20 protein-coding genes are annotated in these 21,842 nt (G+C 74.3%); 9 read left to right on the top strand and 11 right to left on the bottom strand.

Annotated elements, in window-relative coordinates; genetic code table 11:
- Window positions 1-4: 4 nt before the first annotated feature.
- Together ACQP1S_RS23640 and ACQP1S_RS23635 are read right to left on the bottom strand one after the other, a co-directional pair.
- Complete coding sequence (locus tag ACQP1S_RS23640) at window positions 5-1,003, bottom strand: aldo/keto reductase family protein (protein ID WP_363669223.1); 999 nt, start codon at window positions 1,001-1,003, stop codon at window positions 5-7.
- A gap of 51 nt (window positions 1,004-1,054) precedes the next feature.
- On the bottom strand, window positions 1,055-3,982 hold the full coding sequence (locus tag ACQP1S_RS23635; RefSeq protein ID WP_432899266.1) for a WG repeat-containing protein: 2,928 nt from the start codon (window positions 3,980-3,982) through the stop codon (window positions 1,055-1,057).
- Window positions 3,983-6,113: 2,131 nt separating this feature from the next.
- Here ACQP1S_RS23635 and ACQP1S_RS23630 point away from each other — a divergent pair.
- Genes ACQP1S_RS23630 through ACQP1S_RS23620 form a run of 3 tightly spaced genes read left to right on the top strand, consistent with a single transcriptional unit; the run spans window position 6,114 to window position 8,783 of the window.
- The gene (locus ACQP1S_RS23630) at window positions 6,114-6,962 is read left to right on the top strand and encodes an ABC transporter permease (RefSeq protein WP_432899263.1); all 849 of its coding nucleotides are present in this window, start codon (window positions 6,114-6,116) and stop codon (window positions 6,960-6,962) included.
- Entirely contained in the window at window positions 6,955-7,806 is an 852-nt protein-coding gene (locus tag ACQP1S_RS23625; RefSeq protein ID WP_432899260.1) for an ABC transporter permease, read from the top strand. The genes ACQP1S_RS23630 and ACQP1S_RS23625 overlap by 8 nt, the downstream gene beginning before the upstream one ends.
- Window positions 7,803-8,783, top strand: coding sequence for an ABC transporter ATP-binding protein (locus tag ACQP1S_RS23620; protein ID WP_091237789.1), 981 nt, complete (start codon window positions 7,803-7,805; stop codon window positions 8,781-8,783). Before ACQP1S_RS23625 ends, ACQP1S_RS23620 begins: the two co-directional genes overlap by 4 nt.
- A gap of 90 nt (window positions 8,784-8,873) precedes the next feature.
- Here ACQP1S_RS23620 and ACQP1S_RS23615 read toward each other — a convergent pair whose 3' ends face one another.
- From ACQP1S_RS23615 to nadA, 3 genes are all read right to left on the bottom strand, one after another.
- Window positions 8,874-9,518: a DUF3043 domain-containing protein gene (locus tag ACQP1S_RS23615; protein WP_091237786.1), complete on the bottom strand. Its 645-nt coding sequence runs from the start codon at window positions 9,516-9,518 to the stop codon at window positions 8,874-8,876.
- 134 nt (window positions 9,519-9,652) lie between these two features.
- The gene (murA, locus tag ACQP1S_RS23610) at window positions 9,653-11,008 is read right to left on the bottom strand and encodes a UDP-N-acetylglucosamine 1-carboxyvinyltransferase (RefSeq protein ID WP_432899255.1); all 1,356 of its coding nucleotides are present in this window, start codon (window positions 11,006-11,008) and stop codon (window positions 9,653-9,655) included.
- A gap of 238 nt (window positions 11,009-11,246) precedes the next feature.
- Window positions 11,247-12,446 (bottom strand): quinolinate synthase NadA, encoded by a 1,200-nt coding sequence (gene nadA / locus ACQP1S_RS23605; protein WP_432899252.1) that lies wholly within the window; start codon window positions 12,444-12,446, stop codon window positions 11,247-11,249.
- Window positions 12,447-12,540: 94 nt separating this feature from the next.
- On the opposite strand from nadA, the gene ACQP1S_RS23600 reads away from it, so the two are divergent.
- The 4 genes from ACQP1S_RS23600 (at window position 12,541) to ACQP1S_RS23585 (ending at window position 15,847) form a co-directional block, all read left to right on the top strand.
- Window positions 12,541-13,677, top strand: coding sequence for a glycerate kinase family protein (locus tag ACQP1S_RS23600; RefSeq protein ID WP_432899249.1), 1,137 nt, complete (start codon window positions 12,541-12,543; stop codon window positions 13,675-13,677).
- Between the two features lie 194 nt (window positions 13,678-13,871).
- Window positions 13,872-14,240, top strand: coding sequence for an iron-sulfur cluster insertion protein ErpA (erpA, locus tag ACQP1S_RS23595; protein ID WP_091237771.1), 369 nt, complete (start codon window positions 13,872-13,874; stop codon window positions 14,238-14,240).
- A 111-nt stretch (window positions 14,241-14,351) separates the two neighbouring features.
- Entirely contained in the window at window positions 14,352-15,329 is a 978-nt protein-coding gene (locus ACQP1S_RS23590) for a carbohydrate kinase family protein (protein WP_091237767.1), read from the top strand.
- Window positions 15,326-15,847 (top strand): AAA family ATPase, encoded by a 522-nt coding sequence (locus ACQP1S_RS23585; RefSeq protein WP_432899245.1) that lies wholly within the window; start codon window positions 15,326-15,328, stop codon window positions 15,845-15,847. The genes ACQP1S_RS23590 and ACQP1S_RS23585 overlap by 4 nt, the downstream gene beginning before the upstream one ends.
- On the opposite strand, the gene ACQP1S_RS23580 is transcribed toward ACQP1S_RS23585, so the two are convergent.
- From ACQP1S_RS23580 to ACQP1S_RS23570, 3 genes are all read right to left on the bottom strand, one after another.
- Window positions 15,835-16,014, bottom strand: coding sequence for a DUF397 domain-containing protein (locus ACQP1S_RS23580; protein WP_432899242.1), 180 nt, complete (start codon window positions 16,012-16,014; stop codon window positions 15,835-15,837). The genes ACQP1S_RS23585 and ACQP1S_RS23580 overlap by 13 nt on opposite strands.
- Before the next feature lie 62 nt (window positions 16,015-16,076).
- On the bottom strand, window positions 16,077-16,292 hold the full coding sequence (locus ACQP1S_RS23575) for a sulfurtransferase TusA family protein (RefSeq protein ID WP_432908249.1): 216 nt from the start codon (window positions 16,290-16,292) through the stop codon (window positions 16,077-16,079).
- A 140-nt stretch (window positions 16,293-16,432) separates the two neighbouring features.
- On the bottom strand, window positions 16,433-17,584 hold the full coding sequence (locus ACQP1S_RS23570; RefSeq protein WP_432899240.1) for a cysteine desulfurase family protein: 1,152 nt from the start codon (window positions 17,582-17,584) through the stop codon (window positions 16,433-16,435).
- 171 nt (window positions 17,585-17,755) lie between these two features.
- Here ACQP1S_RS23570 and ctaC point away from each other — a divergent pair, with 171 nt between their 5' ends.
- Both ctaC and ACQP1S_RS23560 read left to right on the top strand, forming a co-directional pair.
- Window positions 17,756-18,727 carry an aa3-type cytochrome oxidase subunit II gene (gene ctaC, locus ACQP1S_RS23565; protein WP_432899237.1) on the top strand — a complete coding sequence of 324 codons (972 nt, stop codon included), beginning with the start codon at window positions 17,756-17,758 and terminating at the stop codon, window positions 18,725-18,727.
- 10 nt (window positions 18,728-18,737) lie between these two features.
- A complete protein-coding gene (locus ACQP1S_RS23560; protein ID WP_357776734.1) occupies window positions 18,738-19,166 on the top strand; it encodes a cytochrome c oxidase subunit 4 in 429 nt (142 codons plus the stop codon).
- A 575-nt stretch (window positions 19,167-19,741) separates the two neighbouring features.
- Here ACQP1S_RS23560 and ACQP1S_RS23555 read toward each other — a convergent pair.
- The 3 genes from ACQP1S_RS23555 to trpD all read right to left on the bottom strand — a co-directional run bounded on the left by ACQP1S_RS23555 (window position 19,742) and on the right by trpD (window position 21,820).
- Window positions 19,742-20,179, bottom strand: coding sequence for a VOC family protein (locus ACQP1S_RS23555; protein WP_432899232.1), 438 nt, complete (start codon window positions 20,177-20,179; stop codon window positions 19,742-19,744).
- 131 nt (window positions 20,180-20,310) lie between these two features.
- Window positions 20,311-20,517, bottom strand: a complete 207-nt coding sequence (locus tag ACQP1S_RS23550; RefSeq protein WP_091237743.1) for a hypothetical protein — start codon at window positions 20,515-20,517, stop codon at window positions 20,311-20,313.
- Between the two features lie 256 nt (window positions 20,518-20,773).
- Entirely contained in the window at window positions 20,774-21,820 is a 1,047-nt protein-coding gene (trpD, locus tag ACQP1S_RS23545) for an anthranilate phosphoribosyltransferase (protein WP_363669193.1), read from the bottom strand.
- Between the last annotated feature and the right edge of the window lie 22 nt (window positions 21,821-21,842).

Below are 21,842 nucleotides of genomic sequence, written 5' to 3'. Positions count from 1 at the left end.
CCGGTCAGGGGCGCTGGGCCGGGCTCTCGGTCTTGGCCGGGTCCCGCTCGGTGACCGGGGCGACGATGTCGTCGATGGCCTTGAGCAGGTCGGCCTCCAGGGTCACCCCGGCCGCCTTGACGTTGTCGTGCACCTGGTCGGGGCGGGACGCGCCGATGATCGCCGAGGCGACGTTCGGGTTCTGGAGCACCCAGGCGACGGCGAGCTGCGGCATGGTCAGCCCGGCCTGCTCGGCGAGCGGCTTGAGCTGCTGCACCCGGGTCAGCACCTCGTCGCCCAGCCACTGGGCGATGAAGTTGGCACCCGACTTCTCGTCGGTGGCCCGGGAACCGGCCGGCGGCGGCTGGCCCGGCAGGTACTTGCCGGACAGCACGCCCTGGGCCATCGGCGACCAGACGATCTGGGAGATGCCCAGCTCCTCGCTGGCGGGCACCACCTCGGTCTCGATGACCCGCCACAGCATCGAATACTGCGGCTGGTTGGAGACCAGCGGGATGCGCAGTTCCCGGGCGAGGGCGTGCGCCTCGCGCAGCTGCGACGCCTTCCACTCCGAGACGCCGATGTAGTGCGCCTTGCCGGCGCGCACGACGTCGGCGAAGGCCTCCATCGTCTCCTCCAGCGGCGTGCTGTAGTCGTACCGGTGGGCCTGGTAGAGGTCCACGTGGTCGGTCTGGAGGCGGCGCAGCGAGCCGTTGATCGACTCCATGATGTGCTTGCGGGACAGGCCACGGTCGTTGCGGCCGGGGCCGGTCGGCCAGAAGACCTTGGTGAAGATCTCCAGCCCCTCCCGGCGCTCCCCGGCGAGGGCCTTGCCGAGCACCGTCTCGGCGCGGGTGCCGGCGTAGACGTCGGCGGTGTCGAAGGTGGTGATGCCGCTGTCCAGGGCGGCCCGGACACACGCCAGCGCCGCCTCCTCCTCGACCTGGGAACCGTGGGTGATCCAGTTGCCGTACGAGATCTCACTGACCATGAGGCCCGAACGGCCAAGGTGTCGGAATTCCATCCTGCGACCCTAGCCCCGCCCGGCCCCGGGCACCCGGCGGCGCGGTTGGCGTCAGAGCACGGGGTGGGCGTCGGCGAGCAGCCGGTCGATCTCGGCCACCACCGCGTCCCAGTCGGCGTGCACCGGGGGGATCAGCGGCTCGCCCCGCCGGTCCAACGCCCCCCAGTGGCTCATCCCGTCGCCGACCAGGAACGCCACCGGGTGGATCACCAACGCCGGGTGCACCGGCCGGACCAGCACCGCGCCGGTGCGGTCGAGCACGCCCCGCCGGCCGGCCAGCTCCACCACGGCCAGCCCCTCGTCGGTGAAGCCGTCGAGCCGACGACCGTCGGACAGCATCGTGGCGATCCCGTGGTAGCGCGGCGCGACGACCAGTCGACCGTGCCGGTCCACCGCCCCCCAGCCGCCCCGCCGCACGGCGGCCACCCCGGCCCGGAACGGTCGCACCTCCTCGAAGCCGCCCGGCACCAGCACGGTCCCGTCGGGTTCGATCGCCGACCAGTCCGCGTCGCCGCCCTGCGACACCCAGGCCAGGCCGTCGGAGAAGGGCAGCACCCGGGCGTACGCGGGGCCGAGCAGGGTGGTGCCGGCCTCGTCGATCAACTCCCAGCCGGCCTGGTCGGGGCGGCGTACCCAGGCCAGCTGCTCGTGGAACGGCTGCGCCTCGGCGTACCGGTAGTCGACGACGAGGTCACCGTCGGTGTCCGCGTACCCCCAGCGGTCCTGGCCGTCGTGGGTGGGCAGCGGCGAGCGGCGGCCGTGCCGCATCTCCTCCTGGCTGCGCGGGTACGGCCCGAACCCCTCCCGCGCCACCGCTCGGGCGTGCACCGCGTCCAGCGCCACCCCGATCCGGTCGGTCAGCTCCGGATCGTCGGCCCGGTGCAGGTCCAGGGCCCGTTCGAAGTGCCCGCACGCCTCGATCAACCGGCCCTGGTCGTAGCAGCACCGGCCGGCGTGCTCGTGCAGCGCCGACCGGAGCAGGTCCGGCAGTTCCGTCGAGTTGGCCTCGGTGAAGAGCCGGTCGGCCTCGGCGAACTCCCCCTTCCAGCGCAGCGCCTCGGCCAGCCGCGCCCGGGCCAGCGCGGTACGCCGCAGTTCGCCGGTCGCCTCGGCGTAGGTCAGTGCGAGCCGGCCGTCGGCCACCGCGTCGTCCAGGTCGTCGACCAGCCGGGAGACCACCGCCCGCAGGCTGAGCAGCCGGGCCCGGGCCCGGTTGTCCAGCGACGAGGCGAGCTTCTCGGTCAGCCGGCCCCGGATGATCCGCAGCTCGGCCGGGTCGTCGACCACCTCGCGCAGGGTCTGCGGGTCCAGTCGCCACCGGTAGCCGGCCAGCATCTGCTCCGGGTCGCCCTGGAGCAGGTGCGTGGGCGCGGCCTCCTGCGCAGCCGGGGCGGCGTCCGGGGACACGGTCCGGTCCGCGGTCGCGGCCCGACCGGGAGACGCCTCCCGGTCCGCGGTCGCGGCCTCGTCGGGAGTCTCGTCCAGGTCGGGAGTGGCGTCCCGGTCGGGAGTGGCGTCCCGGTCGGGAGTGGCGTCCCGGTCCGGCGTCTCGTCCCGGTCGGGAGCGGCGGCCCGGTCGGGAGACGCGGTCCGGTCCGGGGCCGGCGTCCGGTCCTGCTCACCGACGACCGTCGCCACCGGGCCGGCGTCGTCCGGACGGGTTCCGGTGACGGCCCGCTCCGGTGTGCCGCCGGCCGGATCGCCGGCACCGGCGGCCGCTCCGGTAGCGGCGTTGGTGGTCGCCGGTGCGCCGTCCTCCGCTGCGGTGCCGGTGGCGCCGGTCAGCGTTCCGGTGGCGGCGGTCGCCCCGGCGTCGGGGGCTGCGGGTGCGCTGGTCGCCGCTACGGCAGCCGTTCCGTCGGTGGCGCTGCCGGCGGTGGTGGTCGCCGGACCGTCGCCGGCCGGGTCGGTGCCTCGTGGACCGGTGGCGGTGGGTCGGGTCCCGGTGCCGCGGGGTGCGGGCGTTGCCGGGAGGGTGCTGCCCGGGAGAGTGCTGCCCGGAACGGCCGTCGGGACGGCGTCGCCGGCCGGGGGTGCGTCGAGCCCGGCGAGGTCGATCGGGGCGGTGTCGCGCGCCGGGCCGGAATCGTCGGCCGGAACCGCCACTGCGGGTCGGCGCGGTGGCAGGTTCCCGTCGTGGACGTCCGCCGGCACGGCCAGGGGGCTGGCGGGCGTGCCGGGGTCGGCCGACGGAGGTAGCCCGGTCCCACCGGGGGCGTCGGTCGCGGCGGGCGGGGTGCCCCGGCCGGTGGTCGGCAGGGAGTCGCGGTCGGAACCGGGTCGGGCGGCGGAGGGGCCGGCGCTGGCCGCCCGGTCCACGAATCCCGTTTCACGGTCGGCGGCGGCAGGCCGCCCATCGGCGTCGGCGATGCCGGTGGGCGGGGTCGCCGACCGGTCCTCGTCGGAGGTGCCGGTGGGTGGGGCCGGCCGGGGACCGGCGTCGGGAGCCGGTGGAGGTGCCGGCGACCGGGGCACCGGGACTTCCGTCCGCGACACGTCCGACGGGAGCGGGGTGGAGGTCGGGCGACCCGCGCGGGGTGGCACCGGCTCGGTCGTGGCCGCCGAAGCGCCGGTCGACGCCGTCCCCGCGGGTGCCGTGCTCGGGGTGGGTGGCGTGCTCGGGGTGGGTGGTGTGGCCGGTGTGGAGGTGGACCGGCCGGGTCGGAACCATGCCGCCGAGCCTCCCGACGGCGTACGGGCAACGGTGTCCCGGTGGTCGGTGGCGTCGGGCTCCGGCGTCGGTGGGACGTACCGGCGTGGCTTGTCCGGGGTGATCTCCAGCGCGGTCCGGTCGGTTCCGGAGCCGCCCGTGGTTGCCGCCGGGGGTGGCCCGGCGGCGGCCCGGTCGGTGCTCGGTCCGGCAGCGGCCCGGTCGGTGCTGGGCCCGGCGGCGGGCCGATCGACCGGCGGGGCGGCCTCGGTGGGCCGGCGGAACTCGATGTGCAACCGGGCGGCCGGTGGTGCCGAGACCGGGGCCACCTCGTCCGGGTCGGGGGCGGACGACCACCGGTCGGTGTGGCGCTCCCGGGTCGGCAGGTCGGCGGGCGGCGCGGGGTGCCTGGCGGCACCGGGCCGGGCCGGCGGGCGACCGGGGTGGTGGCGACGTCACCCGGACGGGCACCGGCGGGGCGGTCGCCGGGCTGTGGCGGGGGCGGGCCGGGGCGGGGGCCCCAGGGACCGGTCACGGGCGGGGCGGCCGGCGGGGCGGCGGATGCCGACGACACCGGAGCCGGGGAGACCGGCGATCCGGAGACCGGGACCCCGGACACCGGGTGGCCGGGTGGCCTGCCGTAGAACGGCGTACCGGAGACCGGACCCCCCGGAGTCCGACGGTCCCCGAGGTGGTCCGGGGCGGTCCGGGCCGCCGGGCGGTCGTCGTGGCGGGCGGGCGGGGCGACCGGCCGGGCCGGCTCGGCCGGGTGGCGCTCCGGTCGGGGGTACGGCTGCCGGCCGTCGCGGCCGTGCTCCGGTTCGCGGTCAGGGCGCAGCCTTTCCGCCCGGTCCGTGCCGGAGCGGCTCCACGGCTCGGACGGCCCAGCGGTCTCGCGGGAACGCAGGTGGGGGTACGCCTCGCTGCGCGCCGCCGCCTCGCGCGGGTCCGGTGGCCGGCGCTCGTCGCGCCCGCGCGGGTGCTGCCACCGCTCCTCGGGAATGGGCGACATCGCCCCCCGGTCGTCGTCGAGCGGGCGGCGGCGATGGTCGTCGTGGCCCCGTGCGGCGGGCCGTTCGTCAACCTCCCGACGGCTCGACCGGAGCGGTTCGTCCTCCCGGAACCGGGTCGGCTGGTCCCGCTCGGGCCGGGCCGGAAACGGGTCGTACCCGCCGGTGGCGCGGCGATACGGGTCCTCGGCGGCCCGACGGCCGGGGCCGGCGAAGTCGGCGGTGTAGCGGTCGTAGCCGGGGGAGTCGTCGGCGGTCCGCCGGGTGTGGCCGTCCTCGGTGCCCCTGCGGCCGTGATCGTCGTGACGGGCGGCCGGGCGCTGGTATCCGGCTTCGGCAGCGCCCCGTCGGTAGCCGTCCTCGGGGCGGGCAGAGCGGTCGTGACCGCCGTCGGCGCTGATCCGACGATCGGGACCGAGGCCGTCGGCGTCCCGCCGGGCACGACCGTCACCGTCGGCGGCACGCCGGTCGCGGCTGCCGTCGTCGGCGGCGGGGCGGTCGGTGGCGGGGCGGTCGGTGGTGCGGTGGTCGGCGGCGGGACGGTCGGCGGCGGGCCGTTCGCCGGTGCTGCGTCGGCGGGGCGGGGCCTGCGCTGGCTCGGACGTCCAGCCGGGTTCGGCGAACCGGCCGGACCGCCCGCCGAGGGGCGGCTCATGGCGGGGCGGCTCGTGGTGTGGGGCGGGGGAGACGGGCGGCCGACCGGGGGAGACCGGCGTGACGCCGGGGGCGGTGCGGTCCTGGCGGGGCGGGGTGTCGTAGCGGCCGGTCCGGTGCCGGTCGGTGCCGGACCGGTCCTGGTGCCACCCGGTCGGGGCCGGCTCGGCGCTGCTGCGCCGCCGGTCGGACCAACTGGTCCGACCGGCCTGCCGGTCCGCGTCCGGTCGGTCGTCGTACCGGTCGGGTACGGTCCGGTCGTCGTGCCGGTCCGTCGCGGGCTGACGGCGTTCCCGCTGCCAGATCGGCCCGTCGGAGGGCCGTCGGTACGCCTCGTCGACCGGTCGGCGGTACGCGTCGTGATCGGTGTGCGGGTCGTCCCGGCGGGTCGTCTCGTCGTCCTGCTGGTCGGCCCAGGACCGGCCGAGGTAGGTGCCGTCGGGGCGGGTCGGGGCGAGCGGGGGCACCTCGGCACGGCCGGAGGTGGTGGCCCGTCCCCGGGGGTCGGCATACTGGCTGCCGATGTCGCCGGGGTAGCGCTGGCCGGGGAACTGCGGGTCCCATTCGCTGGTCGGCTCGATCACCCAGGCGGGTTCCGGCGGGGCGTCCCAACGGTCGGCCCAACCGCCCGTCATCGGAGGGCTCCGTGGCCACGCGTGCGGCGCGGTCCGATGCCCGGCTCGCGTCGCTCGCTCACGGCGGTGTCACCTCGTTGCAAATTGTCGTGCCGGGCGCTCCGGGATGCCGGTAGAGTCCCCCGTCCGGCACGGCGGGGCTGCGGAAGGAGGGTAGCGGCGTGGGCTCGGTCACCGCCACTGTGGCACCGTCCACGAGCGCAAACGTTACCCGATGGTTCCGGACATTCGGGGCTTTATCCCGGGCCGGCTTCCGCCGGTACGCCACCTATCGGCAGGCCGCCCTCGCCGGTGTCGTGACCAACACCGTCTTCGGTTTCCTGCGCTGCTCGGTGCTGCTGGCCGCCGCCGGTTCCGGGGCGGTCGGCGGGTACGGCCGGGACCAGCTCGCGACCTTCGTCTGGGTGGGGCAGGGGCTGCTCGCCGTGGTGCTGCTCTGGGGCTGGAGCGACCTGGCCGACCGGATCCGGACCGGCGACGTGGCCAGCGACCTGCTCCGCCCGGTGCACCCGGTGACCAGCTACCTCGCCACCGACCTGGGCCGGGCCGGCTACGCGGCACTGTCCCGGCTGCTCCCGCCGGTCCTGGTGGGGCCGCTCTTCTTCGACGTCTACCTGCCGTCCCGGTGGCCCACCGTCGGGCTCTTCGCGGTCTCCGTGGTGACCGCCGTGGTGCTCAGCTTCGGCTGCCGGTTCCTGGTCAACGCCACCGCGTACTGGTGGCAGGACGCCCGGGGTCCGCTGCTGCTGTGGACGCTGGGCTCGGGGGTGCTGGCCGGGCTCTACTTCCCGCTGCGGTTCCTGCCGGAGTGGCTGCAACTGGCGCTGTGGTGCGCCACCCCGTTCCCGAGCCTGTTGCAGACCCCGCTCGACGTGCTGGTCGAGCGGGACCCGCCGGCCACCCAGGTCGGCCTGGTCGCGCTCCAGCTCGGCTGGGCGGTGCTGGTGCTGGGGGCCTGCCGGCTGGTGCAGCGCCGGGCCGAGCGTCGGCTGGTGGTGCAGGGTGGTTGAGCGGCCGGCGTTCGTCGACGCAGCCGCCCGGCGCAGCGGACCGGGTGGGACGCTGCGGGCGTACCGGGCGCTGCTCGGGGCGCAGGCCCGGTCGCAGACGGCGTACCGGGCGTCGTTCCTGCTGGACCTGCTGGGCAACGTGGGGGCGACCGTCTTCGACGTGGTCACCGTCCTGGTGATCTACGGGGTGACCCGTGAGCTGGGCGGGTTCACGCTGCGCGAGACGCTGGTGATGGTGGGGCTGTCGTCCAGCGCCTTCGCCGTGGCGGATCTGCTGGTCGGCAACATCGAGCGGCTGCCCGGCCTGGTGCGCACCGGCCTGTTCGACGCGGTGCTGGTCCGACCACTCGGCACGCTTCCCCAGTTGCTGCTGATGAACCTGCCGCTGCGCAAGGTCTCCCGGGGGGTGTTCGGGGTGGGGGTGCTGGTGGTGGCGCTGGGCTCGGCGGGGATCGACTGGACCCCGGCCCGGGTGGCGCTGGCGGTGGTGGCGCCCCTGGCCGGGGTGGTCTTCTTCGGGTCGATCTTCGTGGCCACCGCCACCGTGTCGTTCTGGTGGGTGGACTCCGGCGAGCTGGCCAACTCGGTCACCTACGGCGGACGGGACTTCACCTCGTACCCGGTGACCGTCTTCGAGGGGTGGTTCCGGGCCGCCTTCGCGTACGGCCTGGGGTTCGCCTTCGTCAGTTACCAGCCGGCGCTGGTGCTGCTGGGCCGCGCCGACCCGCTCGGCCTGCCACCGTGGGCCGGCTGGGCCGCCCCGGCGGTGGCGCTGGTCGCCGCCGCGCTCGCGACGGCGGCCTGGCGCACGGGTGTCCGCCACTACCGGAGTACGGGGTCATGAGCGTCATCGAGCTGGACGGGCTGCGCAAGGAGTTCACGGTACGGGTGAAGGCGGGCCGGCTGCGCCGTGAGAAGCGGACGGTCACCGCCGTGGACGGCATCGACCTGCGGGTGGAGCGGGGGGAGTTGCTCGGCTACATCGGCCCGAACGGGGCGGGGAAGTCGACCACGCTGAAGATGCTCACCGGGGTGCTGAGCCCGTCGGCGGGTCAGGCCCGGGTCTGCGGCCTGCGACCGGTCGCCGACCGGACCCGGCTGGCGCTGCGGATCGGGGTGGTCTTCGGCCAGCGGTCCCAGCTGTGGTGGGATCTGCCGCTGGCCGACTCGTTCGACCTGCTGCGCCACCTCTACCGGGTGCCCGCCGCCGACCATGCCGCCCGGCTGCGCCGCTGCCGCGACCTGCTCGACCTGGACGCCTTCCTGGACACCCCGGTACGGCAGCTGTCGCTGGGGCAGCGGATGCGCGGCGAGTTGACCGCCGCGCTGCTGCACGGCCCGCAGGTGCTCTTCCTCGACGAGCCGACCATCGGGCTGGACGTGGTGAGCAAGCAGGCGGTCCGGGGCTTCCTGGCGGAGCTGGGCCGGGCCGGCGACACCACGCTGGTGCTCACCACCCACGACCTGGCCGACATCGAGCGGCTCTGCGCCCGGCTGGTGGTGATCGACCACGGCCGGGTGGTGCACGACGGCTCGATCGCCGCCCTGCACGCCCGGTACGGCTCCCGCCGGCTGGTCGTCGCCGAGCTGGACGCCCCGCTGCCGACGCCGCCGCAGCCGGTGGGTGCGCCGCTGCACCGGGTCGAGGCGGACGGCCGCCGGTTGGTCTACACGCTGGAGTCGGCGGGGGTGGCGGAGGTGGTGTCGGCGTTGGCCGGGGTGGCCGCGCTGCGCGACGTCTCGATCGTCGAACCGGACATCGAGGACGTGGTGGCCCGGCTCTACCGGACCCCCGCCCCCGACCCGCGTCGCCCGGCCTGACCGGTTGCTCGCCCCGCCCGGCCCGGGGCCGGGATCACCGGGGTACGACGACAGCCCCGCCACCGGGCGGGGCCGTCGGGAGGACGTCGGTCAGATCGCTTCGCCGATCTTGACCCGGGGGGCCGGGGCGCGCATCCGGCGGAAGGTGATCGACCGCATGATCGCGTAGAGGTAGAGCGAGCCCATCCGCTCACCGCTGTGGGGGTGGCGCTTGCGCACCAGCTTCTTGATCCGGCGGGAGATCAGCACCGAGTCGATCACCACGCCGAGCGCGAGCGCGCCCCACACCACGTTGGAGGCGAGCCGGATCGCCGGCGGCATCGCGGCGTTCGACCCGATCAGCACGATCAACGCGCCGCCGAAGAACCAGGTGCCGATCGTCCGCCGGGAGTCGACCACGTTGCGGGCCAGCAGCCGTTCCGGCCCCCGGTCCCGGGGGCCGCCCTCGCGGCGGAACTCGGCGGCGGCCTCGGTGCGCGCCTTGCGGCGCTGCTCCCGGGCCTCCTCCTTGGTCAACGGCCGGGTCGGACCGGCCGGCCGGCGACCGGCGACCGGCCGTTTCGGGGTTTCGACGCCCAGTTCCTTCTTGCTCGGGGTGTAGCCCCGGGGGCGCGCGGCGGATGGCTCCTCGGTCACCACCGTGGCGGTGGCGGAGGAGTCGGAGTCGGCGGACTTGCGGCGAAACAACGACGGCACGAGGTGAAGGGTAGCCACACGACGGCGCCCGGTGCACATCACGGGTGCACCGGGCGCTCGGTGGAGCGGGTCGAACGGGGTCACGGCCGCCCGGTGGGGCGGGGCGAGCAGCCCTCCGGCCGCCGGACGGAGCGGGCCGAGTGGGGCACGGCCGCCCGGCGGGGCGGGGCGGGCTACGGGCGCTCGGCGTGCGCGCCGAGGCTGGCCAGCTTGGCCTCGAAGTCCTCGTAGCCCCGGTTGATCAGGTCGACGCCGTACACCCGGGAGGTGCCCTCGGCGGCGAGCGCCGCGATCAGGTGGCTGAACCCGGCCCGCAGGTCCGGGATGACCAGGTCGGCGGCGTGCAGCTTGCTCGGGCCGGCGATCACCGCGGAGTGCTTGAAGTTGCGCCGGCCGAACCGGCACGGGGTGCCGCCGAGGCAGTCCCGGTAGACCTGGATGTTGGCGCCCATCGTGTTCAGCGCCTCGGTGTAGCCCAACCGCTGCTCGTAGACCGTCTCGTGGACGATCGACAGGCCCCGGGCCTGGGTCAGCGCCACCACCAGCGGCTGCTGCCAGTCGGTCATGAAGCCGGGGTGCACGTCGGTCTCCAGCGCCACCGCGTGCAGCTCACCGCCGGGGTGCCAGAACCGGATGCCGCCCTCCTGGCCCGGGTCGCTGAGCTTCGGCGGCCGGGCGTCGGTGACCTCGTACTCGCCGCCGACGGAGCGGAAGATGTTCAGGAAGGTCATCATGTCGGCCTGCTGCGCGCCGAGCACCTCGACGTGCCCCCGGGTGGCCAGCGCCGCCGCCGCCCAGCTCGCCGCCTCGATCCGGTCCGGGATCGGGCGGTGGCTGTAGCCGTGCAGCCGCTTGACGCCCTGGATCTCGATCACCCGGTCGGTGTGCACCTTGATGATCGCGCCCATCTTCTGCAGGATGCAGATCAGGTCGATGATCTCGGGCTCGACGGCGGCGTTGCGCAGCTCGGTGACGCCCTCGGCCATCACCGCGGTCAGCAGCACCTGCTCGGTCGCGCCGACGCTCGGGTAGGGCAGGGCGAACTTGGTGCCGTGCAGCCCGTTGGGCGCGGACAGGTGCAGACCCTCGGGGGTCTTCTCCACCGTCGCGCCGAACTCGCGCAGCGCCTGCAGGTGGAAGTCGATCGGGCGGGGGCCGATGTGGCAGCCGCCCAGGTCGGGGATGAAGGCGTGGCCGAGCCGGTGCAGCAGCGGGCCGCAGAACAGGATCGGGATCCGGCTGGACCCGGCGTGCACGTTGATCTGGTCGGTGCTGGCGCTCTCGACGTTGGACGGGTCGAAGACCAGCTCGCCGTCCTCGGTGCCGTCGGTCACCTTCACCCCGTGCAGGCCGAGCAGCCCGCGGACCACCTCGACGTCACGGATCTTGGGGACGTCGAACAGCCGGCTGGGCGAGTCGCCCAGCAGTGCCGCGACCATCGCCTTGGAGACCAGGTTCTTCGCGCCGCGAACGCGGATCCGCCCTTCGAGCGGAGTACCTCCGTGTACGACCAGGACGTCGTCCGTCAACGCAACCTCCAGCGCGTGTCGGGTGGTGCCAGGTGAGTCGATGATGGGGCATGCTGTCCAGCTGTCCGGTACGAGCTGTCCAGCTACCCGGAACGGGGCCGGCTCAAAACGGTCCCCGTGGTACGTCGCCCCGGCAGCATAGCCCTCCGTGACGAAATAGGAATCGGTCAGCGTGCGGTTCAGGGAACGAACCGGCGAATCCGGTACGTTCCCGTACTTCGGTGGTGACCGTAGGTGATCAGGTGGCGGCGGGCGGCGGGGTGTCGGCAGCCGGCAGCGCGAGCATCTGGTCCAGCGCCACCCGGGCGTGGTGGGCGGTGTCCGCGTCGACGGTGATCTGGTTGACCACCCGGCCGGCGACCAGCTCCTCCAGCGCCCACACCAGGTGCGGCAGGTCGATCCGGTTCATCGTGGAGCAGTAGCAGACCGCCTTGTCCAGGAACGTGATCTGCTTGTCGGGGTGGGCCAGCGCCAGCCGGCGGACCAGGTTCAGCTCGGTGCCGACCGCCCACGCCGAGCCGGCCGGTGCCGCCTCGATGGCCTTGATGATGTACTCCGTCGAGCCGACCTGGTCGGCGGCGGTGACCACCTCGTGCCGGCACTCCGGGTGCACCAGCACGTTGACCCCGGGCACCCGGGCCCGGACGTCGGTGACGCTGTCCAGGGTGAACCGGCCGTGCACCGAGCAGTGCCCGCGCCACAGGATCATCTTCGCGTCCCGCACCTGCGCGGCGGTGAGCCCACCGTTCGGCTTGTGCGGGTCGTAGAGCACGCAGTCGTCCAGCGAGTAGCCCATCTCCAGCACCGCCGTGTTGCGACCCAGGTGCTGGTCGGGCAGGAACAGCACCTTCGCACCCTGCGCGTACGCCCAGTCCAGCGCCTGCTTCGCGTTCGACGAGGTGCAGACCACGCCGCCGTTACGGCCGACGAAGCCCTTGATGTCCGCCGAGGAGTTCATGTACGTCACCGGCACGGTGTCCGCCGCGACGCCCAGGTCGGTCAGCACCTCCCAGGCCCGCTCGACCTGCGACAACACCGCCATGTCGGCCATCGAGCAGCCGGCCGCCAGGTCGGGCAGGATCACCCGCTGCGCGTCGGTGGTGAGGATGTCCGCGCTCTCGGCCATGAAGTGCACACCGCAGAAGACGATGTACTCCGCGTCGGGCCGGGCCGCCGCCTCCCGGGCCAGCTTGAACGAGTCGCCGGTGACGTCGGCGAACTGGATCACCTCGTCGCGCTGGTAGTGGTGGCCGAGAACGAACACCTTGGTGCCCAGCGCGGCCTTCGCCGCCGCCGCCCGGGCCACCAGGTCCGGGTCGCTCGGCGCCGGCAGGTCTCCCGGACACTCCACGCCACGCTCGGTGGCGGGGTCGCCGCCGCGGCCGAGGAGCAGCAGCGCGGTCGCCGTGTTGGAGGGTTCCACCCAGGTCGAAGTCACGTCCTCATGGTCCCACAACGGGGCGTTCGTACGACCGCTGCCGGTGTGGGCTGCCACACTGCCCCGCGCCGATGTGGCCTGCCACACTCGGGGCATGCGCGTGCTGCTCTGCCCGGACAAGTTCGCCGGCACCCTGGAGGCCCCGGAGGTGGCGGCCGCCGTCGCCGCCGGCTGGCGCGAGGTGGACGACGCGGACGAGCTGCTCATCCGTCCCCTCGCCGACGGCGGGCCGGGCTTCGTCACGGTGCTCGCCGGGGCGCTCGCCGGCCGCCGGGTGCCGGTGCCGACGGTCGACCCGCTGGGCCGGCCCGTCACCGGTGAGATCCTGCTCACCGCCGACGGCGTCGGCTACCTGGAGAGCGCCCAGGCGTGCGGGCTGCACCTGCTGGCCGCCGCCGAGCGGGACCCGAAGGCCACCACCTCGTACGGTCTCGGCGCGCTGGTCGCCGCCGCCGTGGAGCACGGGGCTCGGACGGTGGTGATCGGGCTGGGCGGCTCCGGGACCAACGACGGTGGGGCCGGCCTGTTCGCCGCGCTCGGCGCGACCCCGCTCGACGACGCCGGCCGGGCCCTGCCGTACGGGGGCGCGGCGCTGACCGCCGTCGCCGCCCTCGACGGCGTCCCCCGACTGCGCGGGGCGACCCTGGTCGCCGCCACCGACGTGGACAACCCGCTGCTGGGCCTGCACGGCGCGAGCAACGTCTACGGGCCGCAGAAGGGCGCGGACCGGGCCGACGTGCTGTTGCTCGACGCCGCGCTGGAGCGCTGGGCGGCGGTGCTGGAGCAGGACCTGCCCGGCTGCCCGCCCGGCCTGGCCGCGCTGCCCGGCGGCGGCGCGGCCGGCGGCCTCGGCGCGGCGATCCTGGCCCTCGGCGGGCGCTGCGAATCGGGCATCGACCTCGTCGGCCGGGCGATCGGGCTGGACGCCGCGCTGGACGACTGCGATCTGGTGATCACCGGGGAGGGGTCGTTCGACCACCAGTCGCTGCGCGGCAAGGTGGTCGCCGGGGTGGCCGGGGCGGCCCGTGACCGGGGGGTGCCCTGCGTGGTGCTGGCGGGGCGGGTGAGCACCGGCCGGCGGGAGGCCGCCTCGGCGGGGGTGACCGAGGCGTACAGCCTGGTGGAGCACTTCGGCGGCGAGGAACGCGGCGGGGTGGCGGCGGCGATGGGCCGGCCCGCCGAGGGGCTGCGGGCGCTCGGTGCCCGGCTGGCCCGCCAGTGGAGCCGCTGACCGCGCAGCCGGGCCGGGCAGCCGGGGCGGGGGCGGCCGGGCGTGGTGCAGGTGGCCCGGGGCGGCGATCACGCCGGCCGGGTGGGGTCGGCCGGAGCGGCGTACCATCGGAACTGGACCACACCGGGAATCACTGGGCGACGCGCACTGTTGGCCAGGGTGTCCGGACCCATACCGCGCAGGGAGATTTCCACGTGACCACGCCAGCGCAGACCGACTCGACCGAGGCCCAGGCCCCTACTTCCGTCGTCCTCACCGACGTCGCGGCGCAGAAGGTCAAGGCCCTGATCGAGCAGGAGGGCCGCGACGACCTGCGGCTCCGGGTCGCGGTGCAGCCGGGTGGCTGCTCCGGCCTGCGGTACCAGCTCTTCTTCGACGAGCGTTCGCTCGACGGTGACGTCGTCACCGACTTCGACGGGGTCGGCGTCGTCGTCGACCGGATGAGCGCCCCCTACCTGTCCGGGGCGACCATCGACTTCGCCGACCGGATCGACGCCCAGGGCTTCACCATCGACAACCCCAACGCGGGCAGCTCCTGCGCCTGCGGCGACTCGTTCAGCTGAGTCGCGATCCGTCGCGTCCGAGGGGGCCGTCCCGCCATGGGACGGCCCCCTCGTCGTCGGGGCGGGACCGGTAGGCTGACCCGCGCCGTGCTCCCGACCCCGAGGGTTGACATGAAGATCGCCGTAACCGGCTCGATCGCGACCGACCACCTGATGAGCTTCCCGGGTCGCTTCGCCGACCAGCTCATCGCCGACCAACTGCACAAGGTGTCGCTCTCCTTCCTGGTGGACGACCTGGTGCTGCGTCGGGGCGGGGTGGCCGCCAACATCGCCTTCGGCATGGGGCAGCTCGGGCTGAGCCCGGTCCTGCTCGGCGCGGTGGGTGCCGACTTCGCCGACTACCGCTCGTGGCTGGAGCGGCACGGGGTGGACTGTGACTCGGTGCACGTCAGTGAGGTGGCGCACACCGCCCGTTTCGTCTGCACCACCGACACCGACATGTGCCAGATCGCCTCGTTCTATGCCGGCGCGATGAGTGAGGCCCGCAACATCGAGCTGGGTCCCGTCGCGGACCGGCTGGGCGGCCTGGACCTGGTCCTGGTCAGCGCGAACGACCCGGCGGCGATGATCCGGCACTCGGCCGAGTGCCGGGACCGGGGATACGCCTTCGTCGCCGACCCGTCCCAGCAGCTCGCCCGGATGGACGGCGCGGACGTGGTCTCGCTGATCGACGGCGCCGAGTACCTGATGACCAACGACTACGAGAAGTCGCTGCTCCAGAGCAAGGCCGGCCTCACCGACGCCCAGCTCCTGGAGCGGGTGAAGGTCCGGGTCACCACCCTCGGCAAGGACGGCGTCGAGATCGCCACCCGGGACGCGGAGCCGTTCCGGGTGCCGATCGCCCGGGAGATCCGGGCCATCGACCCGACCGGGGTCGGCGACGGCTTCCGGGCCGGTTTCTTCGCCGCCCTGTCCTGGGGGCTCGGCCTGGAACGCGCCGCCCAGGTCGGCTCGCTGCTGGCCACCCTGGTGCTGGAGACCGTCGGCACCCAGGAGTACGACGTGCGCCGCGACCTGTTCGTCAAGCGGCTGGCCGAGTCGTACGGGGACGCCGCCGCCGAGGACGTACGGCCGCACCTGGCGCCATGATGCAGCTCCTGGTCGTCTTCGCCGGCCTGCCGGGGGTGGGCAAGAGCACCCTCGCCGGGCAGGTCGGCGTGGCGCTGGGCGCCCCGGTGCTGCCGGTCGACCCGATCGAGCGGGCGCTGGCCCGGCACGGGCTGACCGGCCCCGGGGCAGGGCTGGCCAGCCACGGTTCGGGCCTGGTCGGCTATGACGCGTTGGCCGGGCTGGCGGAGGTGCAGCTCGGGCTGGGGACCAGCGTGGTGGTCGACGCGGTGAACCCGGTGGCCGGCGCGCGGGGGCTCTGGCTCGACCTGGCCGCGCGGGCCGGGGTGCCGCTGCGGCTGATCGAGGTCTACTGCGGTGACGAGGCGGAGCTGCGCCGCCGGGTCGAGGCCCGGCACGCCGCCGACCCGCTCGCCCCGACCTGGGAGCAGGTCCGACGGCGCGGCGCGGAGTACGAGCCGCTGATCGGCCCCCGGCTGGTGGTCGACACCACCATCGCGATCGACCCGCTCCCGGCGATCCTGCGTTACCTGGCCTGACCGGGGGAGCGGGCCGGGAGCGCGGCGACGAACGCCGACCACTGGTGCCCGGGGAAGATCAGCGCCGGGCCGGACCGGTCCTTGCTGTCGCGTACCGCCATCAGGTCGGGCAGGACAGCGCACTCGACGCAGTCGCCGTTGTTGGTGCTGCGGCTCCTCAGCCGCACCGGTCGCCGCCTCCGGCTGATCTGGATCGACGCGAGGCCGGTCGACACCTGCGTCTGACGGGTCAGCGGGCGCGGCGTACCTCGTAGCCCGGTCCGTCCGGGACGGCGGCGACGAACTCCTGGCCGCGCATCCGGCACCAGGCGGGGATGTCCACGGCGGCGGCCGGATCGTCGGCGAGCACCCGCAGCACCGCGCCGACCGGCAGCTCCGGCAGCCGACGGGCCAGCGCGATCACCGGCAGCGGGCACCGCTGCCCCCGACAGTCCAGCACCTCCACCGCCCCGGCCCCGCCGCCCGCGCCGGCCCCGCCGCCGCCCGCGCCGGCCGGGCGGTCATCCGCCCCGGCCCTGTCGCCGCCCGCGCCAGCCGGGGAGTTGTCCGGCCTGGTCGGGGCGTCGTCCGGCCCGGTGGGGGTGGTCACAGGCCCACCACGCCGGCGTCGGCGCGCAGGTCGGCGACGATCCCGGGCAGCTCGGCGAGGAACCGCTCGACGTCCGCCCCGGTGGTGTCCCGGTGCAGGGAGACCCGGACGTTGCCGTGCGACAGCACCCCCATCGCCTCCAGCACGTGCGACGGGCGCAGCGTCGAGGAGGTGCAGGAGGAGCCGGAGGAGACGGCGAAGCCGCGCCGGTCCAACGCGTGCAGCAGCACCTCGCCGTCGACGTACAGGCAGGAGAAGGTCACCAGGTGGGGGAGCCGGTCGACCGGGTCGCCGACGACCTCCACGTCCGGCACCTCGGCGGCGACCCGGGCCCGGATCAGGTCCACCAGCGGGGTCAGCCGGGCCGACTCGGCCGCCGCGTCGGCCGCCGCCGCGCGCAGGCTCGCCGCCGCCGCCACCACCGCCGGCAGGTTCACCACCCCGGGGGTACGCCCGAACTCCCGCTCGTCGGCCGGCCACGGCGACTCCCAGCGGGTGCCCTTGCGGACCACCAGCAACCCGACGCCGGGCGGCCCACCCCACTTGTGCGCGCTGGCGGTCAACACCGACCACCCGTCCGGCACCGGCACCCGGCCGACCAACTGGGCCGCGTCCACGTGGAGCGGCACCCCGGCGGCGGCGCAGGCGGCGGCGGCCCCGGTGACCGGCTGGACGGTGCCGACCTCGTGACTGGCCGCGATCAGTGCCGCCCATGCCACGCCCGGTGCGCGTACCGCCGCTGACCAGGCGGGCAGGTCGAGCCGGCCGAGCCGGTCCACCGGTACGGAGGTCGCGGTGCCACCGGTCGCCACGTGCTGCTCGGCGGCGTGCAGCACCGCCGAGTGTTCGATCGCCGAGTGCACCAGGGCGCTGCCGGCCCGCCGCCGGCCGGCGAGGCCGCCGAGCACGGCGGAGTGCGCGGCGTGCGTACCGCTGGGGGTGAAGGAGACCTCGTCGGGGCGGACGCCGAGGGTGGCGGCGGTGGCCTCGCGGGCGGCGTCGAGGAGTTGGGCGGCCCGGCGGGCCCGGCTGTAGAGGCGGGCGGGGTCGGCCCAGCCGTCGTCGAGGGCCGCCAGCAACGCCTGCCGGGCGACCGGGTGCAGCGGCGCGGCGGTGGCCGCGTCCAGGTAGACCGGGTGGGCACTCACGACTGGTCACGCTATCGCGTCGGTATCCGCACGATCCCCCCGATGGGGTCGGACAGCGACCCCAAGACGGTCGAGCCCGCCATGGTCGAGTAATCTGCGACCGTCGGTGACGCCTTTGCCGTCGGTGCTGATGGAAAGCCCCACCGCGGCGCGCTAGGGAGGCAGGACCAGGTGGTCGCAAGGAGTTCGGAGGTACGGCCGTCGGCCGTACGGCACAGCGCTTCCCCCGGAGCCGGTGAGCGTCGGCGGCGTGGTGCTGGCCGGCTCGCCGGGCTCGGTCTCGGCGGAGCTGCGCTGCTGGTTCTGCTCACCGGGTGTGACGTCGGCCGCTCGGTCGGCGGCTTCGGCTGGCCGCAGGGCGGCATCACCCCCGAAGCGCACCGGATGTACGACCTGTGGATCGCCTCCTGCATCGCCGCCCTGGCGGTCGGGGTCTTCGTCTGGGGCCTGATCTTCTGGTGCGTGGTGCGGTACCGCAAGCGCGGCAACGAGCTGCCGGTGCAGACCCGTTACAACCTGCCGATGGAGTTCCTCTACACCATCGCGCCGATCCTGATCGTCTCGGTGCTCTTCTACTACACGGCCGTGGTCCAGACCGACGTGGTGCGGACGACCAAGAACCCCGACGTCACCGTCGAGGTCGTCGCCTTCAAGTGGAACTGGCAGTTCAACTACCGCGACGGCCAGGGCACCGAGGCCAACACCGTGGCGTCGGTGCTGGGCACCAGCGAGGTCATCCCGGTGCTGGTGCTGCCGACCAACCGGTCCATCCGGTTCGAGGAGACCAGCCGCGACGTCATCCACTCCTTCTGGGTGCCGGAGCTGCTGTTCAAGCGCGACGTGATGCCCGGCAAGATCCGTAACGTGTTCGAGGTCTCCAAGCTGGAGTCCGAGGGCGCGTACGTGGGCCGCTGCGCCGAGCTGTGCGGCAGCTACCACGCCTTCATGAACTTCGAGCTGCGGGTGGTCTCCCCGGAGCAGTACGACCAGTTCCTGGCGGCCAAGCGGGACGGCAAGTCCACGCAGGAGGCCCTCACCGCCATCGGTCAGGACCCGTACGCGAAGACCACCCAGCCGTTCGACACCCGGCGGGCCAAGGACAACTTCAACCCGGACGACGCGTCCGCGGGCGCGGGAAACTGAGGTATCCGGCATGAAGACCGAGTGGCGTATCTTCCTCATCATCGCCGGGTTCCTCCTCGGCGCGACGGTCCTCTACGGCGCCTGGACGTACGGCGACTCCGGCGGCCAGGTCGAGTGGGTCGGCACGGTGGCCCTGCTGCTGTCGTTCCTGCTCTGCGCGATGTGCGGCGGCTTCTTCTGGTTCGTCTCCCGCCGCATCGACCTGCGCCCCGAGGACCGGCCGGACGGCGAGATCGCCGACGGCGCGGGCGAGATCGGCTTCTTCAGCCCCGGCAGCTACTGGCCGTTCGGCATCGCGCTGGCCGCCGCGATCGCCGGCCTGGGCCTGGTGTTCTGGCAGTTCTGGCTGCTCGGCCTCGGCCTGGTGCTGGTCATCGTCACCGCCTGCGGCCTGCTCTTCGAGTACTACTCCGGCACCCGCCGCACCGCCGAGCACTGATCCCGCTCGCACCGCCGAGCACTGGTCCCGCTCGCACCGCCGAGCACTGATCCCGCTCGCCTCGTCGAGCATTGGTCCGGCTCGCTTGGTCGACCCCTGGTCCGAACCGCGGACAGGCCCGCCTCCCACCCGGGAAGCGGGCCTGTCCGCTTTTCTGCCGCCGGCCACCGCATCGCCGATCAGGCTTCCGCGTCTCGCGCCGCCCCGCGAGTGTGTTCCTGCCCGCCGCCGCCCCGCCGCCCCGCCGCCCCGCCGCCCCGCCGACCGAGCCTCTGCCGAGGCAACCCTGGCTTCCGGCGCGGGGTCGGGACATCGAGTTGATCGACTCCGGGGGGCCGAAGTAGCGGTATCCTCCTCGACTTGATACCGCTATATCGGCTCACCTGAGTGGATCTACCAGGCAGGGCGGGCCGGTGGTGGTCGGCAGGTGGCGTCGACTGTCGGCGGAGTTGCCTCGCCCCTGCGCGCAGGTGATGCGTTCTCGATCGCCGTGGTCGGGTAGGCGGAAGCCGAGCGAGACCGGGCAGTCGATGCGCACTTCGGAGCCAGCGGCCAACTGCCCGGCCTGAACGGGCCTAAAGGACGTCGAACTCGTTGCCCTCTGGGTCGGCCATCGTCACGGGGTCAGGCGTACCGTCCGCTTCGTCCACCCGGAGCACTGTCCCACCTGCCGCCACCAGTTTGTCGACGACCGCCTGGACTTGCGGCCAGCGCACCTCGAACGGCTCCTGCCGGCCGCCGCCGACATGGATGTCGAAGTGCATGCGGTTCTTGACCACCTTGGGCTCTGGCACCTTCAGGAAGGAAACACCGGGCCGGACGCCCTCAGGGTCCTCGATGAAGGCGCCGTCGTCCCACTCGTCCTCGGGGACATTGAAATGGATCAGCCAGGCGTTCCAGCTGGCGAACCCTTCCGGTGGTGCGGCCAGGACGTACCCCAGCGCGAGGCACCAGAACGCAGCCAGTTCGCGCGGGCGCGCGCAGTCGACGGTCAACGACCACCGCTCGGGCATCGCCCCACCATAGATCGCCACCTGTCACACCGGGGGCGGGGGAGTAGGGCCCGGCTACGCACACTACTCACGGTCAGCTGAGCAGAGAGCCGGGACAGGGTGCGCCGGTGGCGGCTGACATCAGAGAAAAGTCAGGCCGCGTGGCGGCCGGGTGACGGCCGGCGGCGGCGGTCGGCCAGCCGGGTGGGCTGGAAGGCGAAGGTCGCGATCAGCACCGCCGTGCCGCAGCCGGTGCAGAGCAGTTCGGGGCAGTCGACGCCGTGACCGTCGGGGCACGGCGGCACCTCGAACGGCTGGACGCCCTCGCAGGTGTCGCAGTAGAGCTCGCGGTCCGACACGGGCGTCTCCTCTCGCTCCGGAACCCGCCGATGGACATCGCCGCCATCACCTGGAAACGGAAAATTACTCCCATGTAGTTTCCCACGCCCCTACGACACTTCCCTGCCACCCTGCCACCCCGCCACCCCGCCACCCCGCCACCCCGCCACCCCGCCACCGTGGCACCGGGCTTGTGCGCCACTGGTCATCCCGCCATGCCGCACCCCCGGCGCTGGGCGCGCGGGGTGGGGGCAGGTGGGTGGGCGGAGGAGTGGGTCAGAGAGAGCGGGCGACGTCGACCCAGCGGTCCAGGACCGCCGCTGCCGCCCCCGAGTCGACGGACTCCGCCGCCCGGGCCATGCCGGCGCGTACCGCCTCGGTGAGGTCCCCGTCCAGCGGGGTCTGGGTGGCCAGCGCGACGGCCGCGTTGACCAGGACAGCGTCGCGTACCGGACCGGTCTCGCCGGCCAGCAGCCGGCGGGCCACGGCGGCGTTGTGCGCGGCGTCACCGCCCCGCAGGTCGGCCAGGGTGGCCCGGGGCACCCCGAGGTCGGCAGCGTCCAGCACGGCCTCCCGGACGGTGCCCTGCTGGGCCACCCAGACCCGGGTGGGCGCGGCGGTGGTGAACTCGTCCAGGCCGTCCTCGCCGCGCATCACGATCACCGAGTCGCCCCGGCCGGCGAAGACCTCGGCCATCACCGGGGCCATCCGGGCGTCGAAGCAGCCGACCGCCCCGGCGTGCGGCCGGGCCGGGTTGGTCAGCGGGCCGAGGAAGTTGAACGCGGTCGGCACGCCGATCTCCCGCCGGACCGGGCCGGTGTGCCGCATGCTGGGGTGGAACCGGGCCGCGAAGCAGAAGCCGATCCCGACCTCGGCCACACACCGGGCCACCTGCTCAGGGCCCAGATCCAGCGGTACGCCGAAGAACTCCAGCAGGTCGGCGGTGCCGCACAGCGACGAGGCGGCCCGGTTGCCGTGCTTCACCACCCGGACCCCGGCGCCGGCCACCACCAGCGCCGTCATCGTCGAGATGTTGACCGTGTGGGCGAGGTCACCACCGGTGCCCACCACGTCGACCGCCGTCCGGCGCAGCTCCTCCGGCAGGGTCACCCGGACCGAGTTGTCGAACATCGCCTCGACCAGACCGGCCAGCTCGGCGGGGGTCTCCCCCTTGGCGCGCAGCGCGACCGCGAAACCGGCGATCTGCGCCGGGCTGGCGGCACCGGCCATGATCTCGTTCATCGCCCAGGCGGTGTCGGCGGTGGACAGCTCGTCGCCGCGCAGCAGCGCGTTGAGCAGGTGCGGCCAGGTCCGTTCGCCCATGATGGGCCTCCCGAGCGGGCGT

The organism is Micromonospora matsumotoense, from assembly GCF_050951065.1.
In the GTDB taxonomy this organism is placed as follows: domain Bacteria; phylum Actinomycetota; class Actinomycetes; order Mycobacteriales; family Micromonosporaceae; genus Micromonospora; species Micromonospora matsumotoensis.
This window is presented reverse-complemented; position numbering and strand designations above follow the sequence as displayed.